A 10,784-nucleotide genomic window follows, 5' to 3' on the forward strand; every position below is an offset into this window, starting at 1 on the left:
GGCTCGCCGTGCCCGCCCCCAGCAGATACGATCCGGCACACACTCAGTGGGAGGGGGACCGACGTGGGGCGGCTGACCGGCGGGGATCCGTCCCTGCTGCGGCGCATCAACTCCGCCGTGGTGCTGCAGGCGCTGCGCGCCGCCACCGCTTCCGCGCCGCCGGACGCCGCCTCCGTGTCGCTCACCGACCTCACCCTGGCCACCGGCCTGTCCCGGCCCACCGTCGAGGGCGTGGTCGACGGGCTGATCGACAGCGGGCTCGCGGCGGAGGTGCCCGCCGAGGAGGGCGGGGTCCGCCGCCAGGGCCGCCCCGCGCGCCGCTTCCGCTTCCGCGCCGAGGCCGGACATCTGCTGGGCATAGAGATAGGAGCGCACCGGGTCGCCGCCCTGCTGTCGGACCTGGACGGGCGCGCGCTCGGCTCGACCGTGCGCGAGGTGTCCGAGAAGGCACCGGCGGACGAACGGCTGGACCGGGTGCGGGCCGCCGCCTCGGAACTGCTCCGGAGCGCCGGAGTCGCGCGCCCCTCGCTGCGGGCGGTCGGGGTGGGCAGCCCCGGCATCGTGGAGGCCGACGGCACCGTCCATCTGTGCACCGCCCTGCCCGGCTGGACGGGCCTGCCGCTCGGCGAGCGGCTGCGGCGCTCGTTCCAGTGCCCGGTGCTGGTGGAGAACGACGCGAACACGGCGGCCGTGGCCGAGCACTGGAAGGGCGCCGCGACCGGCTCCGACGACGTCGTCTTCGTCCTGGCCGGGCTGAGTCCGGGCGCCGGTTCGCTGATCGGCGGGCGGCTGCACCGAGGCTACGGCGGCGCGGCCGGGGAGATCGGCGCGCTGCATCTGCTGGGCCGCGAGGCGAGCCCCGAAGAGGTGCTGTCCACCACCGGCGAACCGCTGAACCCGCTGGACGAGGCGCAGGTCGTACGGGTCTTCGCGCTCGCCCGGGACGGCGACGCGCGGGCCCGCGCGGCCGTGGACCGCTTCATCCGGCGGCTGGTGCACGACACGGCGGCCCTGGTGCTGGCGCTCGACCCCGAGGTGGTCGTGGTGGGCGGCTGGGCCGCGGACCTCGACGGCATGCTGGACCCGCTCCGCGACGAACTGGCCCGCTACTGCCTGCGCCCGCCGCAGGTCGCCCAGTCGCTGCTGGGCGAGGCCGCGGTGACGACGGGCGCGCTGCGGCTGGCGCTGGACCATGTGGAGGCGGAGCTGTTCGCGGTGGACAGCACGGTGACCGCTCGCCGCTGAGGCCCGTAGAAGCGGACCGGACCAGGTCGGCTCAGCCCGCCAGCAGCTCGACGCCGCTCTGGTCGCCGAAGGTGAGGCGGCAGGTGTCGGCGCGGTAAGTGGCCACGGCGACCGCCGCGGTGCGGTTCTCCGCGACGTAGCGGGTGGTCACCACGAGGACGGGCGCGCCGGGCAGCCGGTCCAGCTCCTTGGCGTCGTCCGCCCGCGCCGACCCCAGCTCCACCGACTGCTCCCGGCCCTCCAGCTTCAGGCGGCTCAGCTCGCGCAGTACGGCGCGGGCGCGGGCCAGCCCGCTGGGGGTGTCGATCGCGGCGAGGCCGGGAACGGACGCGGCCGGTACGTACAGCAGCTCGGCGGCGAGCGGCTGGCCCTGGCTCACCCGGGTGCGCCGCACCCGGTGCACGGGGGCGTCGGCGTCGGTGTCGAGGAGCCGCACGACCGCGGCGGGCGGCACGGCCTCGACGCTGTCGACGCAGGCCCAGGCGTCGTCGCCCGCCTCGGTCCAGGTGTGGGTGTAGTCCCCGACAGCCACGCCGACGCGCGGCGGCGCGACGGTGGTGCCGACCCCACGGCGGCGCTGCAGCCTGCCCTCCAGCTCCAGCTGTTCGAGGGCCTGCCGGAGGGTGGCGCGGGCGACGCCGAAGCGGGCGGCCAGCTCACGCTCGTTGGGCAGGATCTCCCCGACCGCGAACTCCGAGTCGAGGGCGTCGCTGAGCACGGTCTTCAGATGCCAGTACTTCGGCTCCGGCACCGAGTCGAGCTGCGTGGTCCCCACCCTGATCTCCCCCTGCTGTTTATGCGTGCTTATTTATTAAAGATTGTTGCAGTATCCATGTGACCATAGGGCGGGGCCCACACTTGGTCAAGACCAATGCACGATCAGCTATCGTCATGATCATTCGATCGGGGACGTAACGGGGCGGGAGCTGAGGCAATGGACCAGGTCACGGTCGTGACGGGCGGCAGCCGTGGCATCGGGGCGGCGGTGGCGGTGCGGCTGGCGCGCGCCGGGCACAGCGTGGCGATCGGCTACGAGCAGGCGCGGGAGGCCGCGGAACAGATCGCGGAACTGGTGCGCGCGGAGGGCGTACGGGCCACCGTCGTCCAGGCCGACACGAGCGTCGCGGAGCAGGTCGAGGCGATGTTCGACGCGGTGCGCGAGGAGCTGGGCCCGGTCACCGGGCTGGTCAACAACGCCGGGATCACCGGGCCTTTGGGCCGCTTCACCGAGACGTCACCCGAGGTCATGCGGCGGGTCGTGGACGTCAACGTGACCGGTGCCCTGCTGTGCGCGCGGCGCGCGGCGCGCGAGATGTCCACCCGGCACGGCGGCCGGGGCGGCGCCATCGTGAACGTCTCCTCCGGCGCGGCGACGACCGGCAGCCCCGGGGAGTACGTGCACTACGCGGCCAGCAAGGCGGCCGTGGACGCGATGACGGTGGGCCTGTCGAAGGAACTGGCCGCGGAGGGGATCCGGGTCAACTCGGTCCAGCCGGGTATGACGCTGACCGACATCCACGCGCGGATGGGTGACCCGGAGCGGCCGTGGCGGAATCCGGAGCGGGTGCCGATGGGGCGGCCGGGCGAGCCGGACGAGATCGCGGGCGCGGTGGTGTGGCTGCTCTCCCCGGAGGCGTCGTACACGACGGGAGCGGTGCTGCGGGTGGCGGGCGGTCTGTAGCCGCCACGCCGCGCCGGGTCTCCTGGGAACAGCCTGCTGTTTACTGTCCGTTCGGGAATGAGGCATCTCGCACCGATAGCAACAGACCTGCACAGCTGTTCTACGAGCAACGGGAGGCTCCACCATGGCGCGGGAATCCGGCAGAGGGATCGGGCGGCGTTCAGTACTGCAGGGGTCGGCGGCCGCGTCCGCGGCGCTGGCGCTGCCCGCCGCGGCGTCGGGGGTGGCATCGGCGGCGCCCGCGCAGGCGCTGTCGGGCCGTCCGAGCGCCCGGTGGGGCGTGCAGACCGGGAACGTGACGTCGTCGTCCGGCCTGGTGTGGGTGCGCTCCGACCGGCCCGCCCGGATGATCGTGGAGACCTCCGCGACGGAGTCCTTCACGCGCCCGCGCCGCTGGCGGGGGCCGCTGGTCGGGCCGGGTACGGACTTCACCGGCCGCACCGCGCTGCACGGTCTGCCGTCCGGCAGCCAGGTGCACTACCGGGTGCTGCTCGCCGACCCGGAGGACCCGCGCCGCACCGGCGAGCCGGTGTACGGGACGTTCCGTACGGTGCCCGAGCGCCGCGAGGGCGTGCGCTTCGTCTGGTCCGGCGACCTGGCCGGGCAGGGCTGGGGCATCAACCCGGACCAGGGCGGCTACCGGGTCTTCGAGGAGATGCGCCGCCGTAACCCGGACTTCTTCCTGTGCAGCGGCGACAACATCTACGCCGACGGCCCGCTGACCGAGACCGTCAAGCTGCCCGACGGCTCGACCTGGCGGAACCTCATGACGCCGGAGAAGTCCAAGGTCGCCGAGACGCTGGACGAGTACCGCGGCAACTTCCGCTACAACCTGCTGGACACCAATCTGCGCCGGTTCCACGCCGAGGTGCCGACCATCACCCAGTGGGACGACCACGAGGTGGTGAACAACTGGTACCCGGGCGAGATCCTGGCCGACGACCGCTACACCGAGAAGAAGGTGGACGTGCTGGCGGCCCGCGCCCGGCAGGCGTTCGCCGAGTACTTCCCGATCAGCAGCCTGCGGCCGGACGCGAGCGGCCGGGTGTACCGGGTGCAGCACCACGGCCCGCTGCTCGACGTCTTCGTGCTGGACTGCCGTACGTACCGCGACGCCAACTCACCCGGCCGCCAGCCCGAGGACACCCAGGGCATCCTGGGCGCCGAGCAGCTGAAGTGGCTGAAGCGGGAGCTGTCGCGGTCGCGCGCGGTGTGGAAGGTCATCGCCTGCGACATGCCGCTGGGCCTGGTCGTCCCGGACGGGACCAGCGACTTCGAGGCGGTGGCACAGGGCGACCCGGGCGCCCCGCTCGGCCGCGAGCTGCAGCTGGCTGAGCTGCTGCGGCACATCAAGCACCAGAAGATCACCGGCACGGTGTGGCTGACGGCCGACGTCCACTACACCTCGGCGCAGCACTACGACCCGTCGCGGGCGGCGTTCAAGGACTTCGCGCCGTTCTGGGAGTTCGTCACCGGCCCGCTGAACGCGGGGTCCTTCCCGGCGGTGAAGCTGGACGGCACGTTCGGCCCGGAGCAGCCCTTCGTCAAGGCCCCGGACCGCGCGAACGTCTCGCCCGCCGAGGGCTACCAGTTCTACGGCGAGGTGGAGATCGACGGCGACAGCGGCGAGCTGACGGTCCGCCTGCTGGAGGTGGGCGGCGCGATCCTGTACACCAAGGCCCTCAAGCCGGGCCTGGTCGGCCAGTAGCGGGAACCTGTCGGCTACGGTACGCGGCCCCCTTCCGGGGGACGCGTACCGTACCGCTCATGGCCTCCTCCGTTCCGTCGCCCTCCCGCCTCACCTATCCGGAGGTGGGCGCCACTCGGCGGTGGCCGCTGCCTGCCGGGTACGGGCATCTGCGGGTGCGGACCCGGGTCGGGGACGGGCCTGAGGTGTTCGCGGCCGCGGGGCGTGCGGTGCTGGACTGGCGGATGCACCGGGCGGCCTGGGTCACGGTCCGCGTCCGGGGGCACGCTGCCGAGGGGCAGACGGTCGTGGTGGGGTTGAGGGTCGGGCCACTGCGGTTTCGCGCACCGTGCGAGGTGGTGTGGACGGTGACGGATGAAACGGAGACCGGCTTCGCGTACGGGACGCTGCCGGGCCATCCGGAGTGCGGCGAGGAGTCGTTCGTGGTGAGCCTGGAGCGGGACGGCTCGGTGTGGCTGACGGTCACGGCGTTCAGCCGACCGGCGGTGCGGCTGACCCGGGCGGTGGCGCCGCTGGTGCCGCTCTTCCAGCGGGCGTACGCGCGCCGCTGCGGGCGGGTGCTGCGGCGGCTCGCGGGTGGGGGATAGGGGAATCCGCCTCCGCTTGAGTGCGCGACTTCTTGATCGCGTGACCATTTAGTATCGGACAAAATGAGCTTCTGCGAGCAGATGCACACTTAACCCATAGGTCACAGAGCGTTTGTGATCACGCAACACCCTTGCGCGAGGCTGTTTTCCATGACTCCTCGAGCGACATCCGACCACCGCCCCACCCGACTCCGTGACGGCTGGCGGCTGCCCGCCTGGTGGCGCCGACTACACGGCCACGCCCCGCCGGTGCCGGAGTCCTCACCGGAGCCCGCGGACGACATGCGGACCGATGCGGCCGAGGCCGCGGGCGCCCCGGAGAACTCCCCTCAGGAAGACGCCGCGACCGCGCTGTGGCGTATACGGACGACCGTACGGGACGAGCCGGGCACCCTGGCCGTGCTGTGCGGGGCGCTGGCCGGTCACCGGGTCGACATCCTGTCGCTGCAGACCCATCCGCTGGCCGACGGGACCGTGGACGAGTTCCTGCTGCGCGCCCCCGCCGCCGTACCCGTCGACGAGCTGAGGCGCGCGATCGCCGCCGGGGGCGGCAGCGACACCTGGATCGAGTGCGCGGACGCCCACGATCTGGTGGACGCGCCCACCCGGGTGCTGACGCTGGCGACCCGTACCGCGCTGGACGGCGCCGAACTGCCGCTGGCGCTGCGCCAGTTGCTCGGCCGCTGCACGCTCCACTCGCTCCCCGCCACCTCGCTCGGCGGCCGCCCGCTGGAGGACACGCCGCCGGTCGAAGGGGTGCTGGAGGAGACCGTGATACGGCTGCGGGACCCGTCCGGCGGGGCGCTCATCATCGAGCGGCCGCATCTGCCGTTCACCCCGACCGAGTTCGCACGCGCCCGCGCGCTCGTCGAACTGGACTCCCGGCTCGGCCCCCGGCTGCCGCACCGCCGCGATGTGCTGACGCTGCCCGAGGGCAACGAGGTCACCGTGCGCCGAGCCGACACCCGGGACGTGGCCGCGGCCCGCGCGATGCACGAGCGCTGCTCGCCCGCCACGCTCGGCGGGCGCTACCACGGCCCGGTCGGCGACGCCGACCGCTATCTGGACCATCTGCTCAGCCCGCGCTTCGGCCGCACCCTCGCCGCGTACACCACCTCCGGACGGCTGGTGGCCCTCGGCCATCTGCTGTGGGACGGGGACGAGACCGAGGTCGCGCTGATCGTCGAGGACGCGTGGCAGCGGCGCGGCATCGGCGGGGAGCTGCTGCAGCGGCTGGTCGCGATGGCCGTCGAGACGGGCAGCGAATGCGTGTACGCGGTCACCCGGTCGGCCAACACCGGGATGGTCGCGGCGATGCGCGGCCTCGGGCTGCCGCTGGACTACCAGATCGAGCAGGGCACGCTCGTGATCACCGCCCAGCTCGACCCGGCGCAGGTTCCCGCCCCGGCGCCTGCCCCTGCCCCTGCCCCTGCCCCGCAGACCGGCTGATGAGCGGTCGGCCGGGGCCCGGGCGCGGGTCCCGGCCACGCCTCGGCGGCGCGGGCGCGTGACATGCCTACGCTGATGACGCCGCGCCCCCGGTCGTACGAGGATGGCCCCATGTCCGATTCCAAGAACGCTCCGCTGCCCCGACAGGTCGCCGACACCTACGTCGACGCCCTCATCGCACTCGATCCGATCACCGGCACCTTCCTGGGCGTTCCCGAGAGCGCACGCCGTCTGCCCGACTTCTCCCCCACGGGCGCGGAGGCCGCCGCCGAGCTGGCGCGCACCACCCTGGAGCGGCTGGCCGAGGCCGAGGCGCGGCCCGGTGCGGACAGTGACGCCGAGCGGCGCTGCGGGCGGCTGCTGCGGGAGCGGCTGACCGCCGAACTCGCCGTGCACGAGGCCGGTGAGTCGCTGCGCGCGGTCAGCAATCTGCACTCCCCGCTGCACTCGGTGCGCAGCGTCTTCACCGTGATGCCGACCGCCACCGAGGACGACTGGTCGGCGATCGCCGCCCGGCTGCGCGCCGTCCCCGGCGCGCTGGAGGGCTACCGCGCCTCGCTCGCCGAAGGGCTGCGGCGCGAGCTGCCCGCAGGTCCCCGGCAGGTGGCCACGGTCCTCGGCCAGCTGGAGGAGTGGATCGGCACCGACGGCGGCTGGTTCGCCGATTTCACCGCCGAGGGGCCGGACGCGCTGCGCGCCGAGCTGGACGAGGCGGCGGCCGCGGCCACCGGGGCGCTGGCCGCCCTCCGCGACTGGCTGCGCGACGTGTACGGCCCGGGCATCGAGGGCGCCCCGGAGGTGGTGGGGCGCGAGCGCTACCAGCGCTGGTCCCGCATGTGGAACGGCACCGACCTGGACCTGGACGAGGCGTACGCGTACGGCTGGGCCGAATACCACCGCATCCACGCCGAGATGCGCGCCGAGGCGGAGAAGATCCTGCCCGGCTCCACCCCGTGGGAGGCGCTGCGCCACCTCGACGAGCACGGCGTGCACATCGAGGGCGTCGAGGAGACCCGGGTCTGGCTGCAGGGGCTGATGGACGAGGCCATCGAGCAGCTGGACGGCACCCACTTCGACCTCGCCGAGCGGGTCAAGCGGGTCGAGTCGATGATCGCCCCGCCGGGGAGCGCGGCCGCCCCGTACTACACCCAGCCGTCGGTGGACTTCTCCCGCCCCGGCCGCACCTGGCTGCCCACCATGGGCGAGACCCGCTTCCCCGTCTACGACCTGGTCTCGACCTGGTACCACGAGGGCGTCCCGGGCCACCATCTGCAGCTCGCCCAGTGGGCCCACGTCGCCGACCGGCTCTCCCGCTACCAGGCCACGGTCGGCATGGTCAGTGCCAACGCGGAGGGCTGGGCGCTGTACGCGGAGCGGCTGATGGACGAGCTGGGCTATCTGACCGACCCGGAGCGGCGGCTCGGCTACCTCGACGCGCAGATGATGCGGGCGCTGCGGGTGATCGTCGACATCGGCATGCACCTGGAGCTGGAGATCCCCGGCCACTCGCCGTTCCACCCCGGTGAGCGCTGGACGCCGGAGCTGGCGCGGGAGTTCTTCGGGCAGCACTGCGGCCGCCCCGCCGACTTCCTCGACAGCGAGCTGGTGCGCTACCTGGGCATGCCGGGCCAGGCCATCGGCTACAAGCTGGGCGAGCGGGCCTGGCTGACCGGCCGGGAGGCGGCCCGTAAGGCGCACGGCGACGCCTTCGACGCCAAGAAGTGGCACATGGCGGCGCTGTCCCAGGGGTCGCTGGGTCTTGACGACCTGGTGGCGGAGCTGTCCGCGCTCTGATCCTCGCGGACCTTCGTGGGGTGGCCGGGGTTGTACCCCGGCCGCCCCGCTTCTTAGGGTCCGTTCCATGCGTCCCGTCTTCCTCTTCTCCCGCGATCCGCTGGCACCGCGCCGTGTCGACCCCGAGTTCGCCGAGGAGGCCCGGACCGTGCGCGCGACCGGGGCGGCGGTCGCGCTGGTCGACCACGAGGCCCTGATCGCCGGGGACGCGGCGGGCGCGGTGCGGGCGGTGGCGCGGGGCGAGCGCGACGCCGGTCCCGTCTGGTACCGAGGCTGGATGCTGTCCGCCGGGCGGTACGCCGAACTGTCCGCCGCCCTCGCCGACCGCGGCCACACCCTGCTCACCTCGCCCGAGCGGTACCGCACCGCGCATGAACTCCCCGGCTGGTACGAGGTCTTCGCCCCGCTGACCCCGCGCAGCGCCTGGCTGCCGCTGCCGCCCGGCCGGGCGGTGGCGCCGGGCGCGCTGGCGCGGCTGGCCGCGCGGCTCGGCGGGGCGGGTCCGGCGGTGGTGAAGGACTGGGTCAAGTCCCGCAAGCATGAGTGGGCGGAGGCGTGCTACGTCCCCGACCTCGCCGACACCGCCCGGCTGGCCTCGGTCGTCGCCCGCTTCGTGGAGCTGCAGGGCGACTACCTCACCGGGGGTGTGGTGCTGCGCGCGTACGAGCCGTACCGGCCGGTGGGCGAGGCCCGGGTCTGGTGGCTCGACGGCGAACCGGCCCTCATAGGCCCCCACCCCGACACGCCCGGCCTGACCCCCGCCCCCGACCTGTCCGAGGTGGCCCCGGCCGTCCGCCAGCTGGCCTGCCGCTTCATCACCACGGACCTGGCCCTGCGCGAGGACGGCCGCTGGCGCGTGGTGGAGGCCGGAGACGCCCAGGTCAGCGGCCTGCCGCGGACCACCGAGGCCAAGCCCCTGTTCACCGCCCTCACCACGGCCGCCGCCCGCTAGGGGGCTACCCCGGTACAGTCTCGCTGGGCCGCGCGCATCCTCGCCGTGGCTCAGGCGAGGAAGGGCCCCAGGTGGCGTACCAGCAGGCGCACGAGAACGGCCGGTTCGTGCTGCGGAACGACCGGATGACGCTGCGCGAGCACACGCCCGGGGACGCGGCCGTCGTGGCCGACGGCAAGCCCGGCGATCTCGACTGGATCGACGGCGTCCCCGGCGACGCGTCCATCGGTGCCGCCGGAATGACCGCGCGCGCCGCGGCGGCCGGGTACTACGAGTCCCCCTGGGGGACCTACGCCATCCTGCGCGCCGAGGACGGCGTCGCCCTCGGCAGCATCGGCTTCCACGGGCCACCCGCGCCCGGCGAGTACGAGGTGGAGGTCGGCTACGACCTGTCCCACTCGGCGCGCGGCGCGGGCTGGGCGACCGGTGCGCTGCGGCTGATGATGGAGTGGGCCGCGGAGCGGGCGGAGGTCCGTACCGTCATCGCGACCACCGAGCCGTGGAACATCCCCTCCCAGCGGGTGCTGCACCGCGCGGACTTCTCGCGCACGGCGGACCGGGGCGACCTGTACGTCTACGAGCGCGCCGTGACCCGGGCCTGACGGGCTCGGCCTGACGGGGTCACCCCAGGGCGGCGGTGGCGGTGCGGTGGCGCACCGCCGAGCCCTCGCGCCCCTTCACCACCTCCAGCCGCGCCGGGATCCGCTGGCGCAGATCCGCGACGTGGCTGACGATGCCGACCGTACGGTCCCGTTCGCGCAGCGAGTCCAAGACGTCCAGGACCTCGTCCAGGGTCTGTTCGTCCAGGCTGCCGAAGCCCTCGTCGATGAAGAGCGTGTCGAGCCGGACGCCGCCCGCCTCGTCCGTGACGACGTCGGCGAGGCCGAGCGCGAGGGCGAGGGAGGCGAAGAACGTCTCGCCGCCGGAGAGGGTGGCGGTGTCGCGCTCGCGGCCGGTCCAGGCGTCGATGACGTGCAGCCCGAGCCCGGAGCGGCCGCGGCCGCCCGTCCGGGCGTCGGAGTGCACCAGGGTGTAGCGCCCGGAGGACATGTGCCGCAGCCGCGCGCTGGCCGCGGCCGCGACCTGTTCCAGCCGCGCGGCCAGTACGTACGCCTCCAGCCGCATCCGCCGCTCGTTGTCGGCGGAGGTCCCGGCGGCGAGGGTGGCGAGGCGGGCGACGCGGTCGTACTCCTCGCGCAGCGGGGCGAGTGTGCGCGCGTCCGTGACGGCCCGCGCGGAGAGTCCGTCCAGGTCCTGGCAGCGGGTACGGGCCGCCGCGTCGGCGCTCGATGCGTCGCGCAGGGCGCGGGTGGCCGCGTCGGCGGCGGCCCGGGCCGCGGCGAGGTCGGCGGGCGGCGCCTGCGCCCG

General features: G+C 74.0%; 10 protein-coding genes. 8 read left to right on the plus strand and 2 right to left on the minus strand.

From position 1 onward, the window contains the following. Positions 1–63 precede the first annotated feature (63 nt). Complete coding sequence (locus ACFV9T_RS25725; protein WP_385444291.1) at positions 64–1,245, plus strand: ROK family protein; 1,182 nt, start codon at positions 64–66, stop codon at positions 1,243–1,245. Positions 1,246–1,276: 31 nt separating this feature from the next. Here the strand turns inward: ACFV9T_RS25725 and ACFV9T_RS25730 are convergent, their stop codons facing one another. Next, on the minus strand, positions 1,277–2,020 hold the full coding sequence (locus ACFV9T_RS25730) for a GntR family transcriptional regulator (protein WP_385444293.1): 744 nt from the start codon (positions 2,018–2,020) through the stop codon (positions 1,277–1,279). A gap of 159 nt (positions 2,021–2,179) precedes the next feature. On the opposite strand from ACFV9T_RS25730, the gene ACFV9T_RS25735 reads away from it, so the two are divergent. The 7 genes from ACFV9T_RS25735 (at position 2,180) to ACFV9T_RS25765 (ending at position 10,018) form a co-directional block, all read left to right on the plus strand. Beyond that, positions 2,180–2,926 carry an SDR family oxidoreductase gene (locus ACFV9T_RS25735; RefSeq protein WP_385444295.1) on the plus strand — a complete coding sequence of 249 codons (747 nt, stop codon included), beginning with the start codon at positions 2,180–2,182 and terminating at the stop codon, positions 2,924–2,926. A gap of 124 nt (positions 2,927–3,050) precedes the next feature. Continuing rightward, positions 3,051–4,634 (plus strand): alkaline phosphatase D family protein, encoded by a 1,584-nt coding sequence (locus ACFV9T_RS25740; protein WP_385444297.1) that lies wholly within the window; start codon positions 3,051–3,053, stop codon positions 4,632–4,634. Positions 4,635–4,693: 59 nt separating this feature from the next. Then, the gene (locus ACFV9T_RS25745) at positions 4,694–5,221 is read left to right on the plus strand and encodes a DUF1990 family protein (RefSeq protein ID WP_385444298.1); all 528 of its coding nucleotides are present in this window, start codon (positions 4,694–4,696) and stop codon (positions 5,219–5,221) included. A 150-nt stretch (positions 5,222–5,371) separates the two neighbouring features. Beyond that, positions 5,372–6,670 (plus strand): GNAT family N-acetyltransferase, encoded by a 1,299-nt coding sequence (locus ACFV9T_RS25750; protein WP_385444300.1) that lies wholly within the window; start codon positions 5,372–5,374, stop codon positions 6,668–6,670. A 111-nt stretch (positions 6,671–6,781) separates the two neighbouring features. Continuing rightward, positions 6,782–8,464 (plus strand): DUF885 domain-containing protein, encoded by a 1,683-nt coding sequence (locus tag ACFV9T_RS25755; protein ID WP_385444302.1) that lies wholly within the window; start codon positions 6,782–6,784, stop codon positions 8,462–8,464. A 67-nt stretch (positions 8,465–8,531) separates the two neighbouring features. Then, complete coding sequence (locus ACFV9T_RS25760; RefSeq protein ID WP_385444303.1) at positions 8,532–9,416, plus strand: ATP-grasp domain-containing protein; 885 nt, start codon at positions 8,532–8,534, stop codon at positions 9,414–9,416. 71 nt (positions 9,417–9,487) lie between these two features. Further along, positions 9,488–10,018, plus strand: coding sequence for a GNAT family N-acetyltransferase (locus tag ACFV9T_RS25765; RefSeq protein ID WP_385444305.1), 531 nt, complete (start codon positions 9,488–9,490; stop codon positions 10,016–10,018). 19 nt (positions 10,019–10,037) lie between these two features. Here ACFV9T_RS25765 and ACFV9T_RS25770 read toward each other — a convergent pair. Continuing rightward, on the minus strand, positions 10,038–10,784 hold a 747-nt coding region (locus ACFV9T_RS25770; RefSeq protein WP_385444307.1), incomplete at its 5' end, for an SbcC/MukB-like Walker B domain-containing protein.

The sequence above is a fragment of the Streptomyces sp. NPDC059850 genome (assembly GCF_042731515.1).
Lineage (GTDB): Bacteria > Actinomycetota > Actinomycetes > Streptomycetales > Streptomycetaceae > Streptomyces.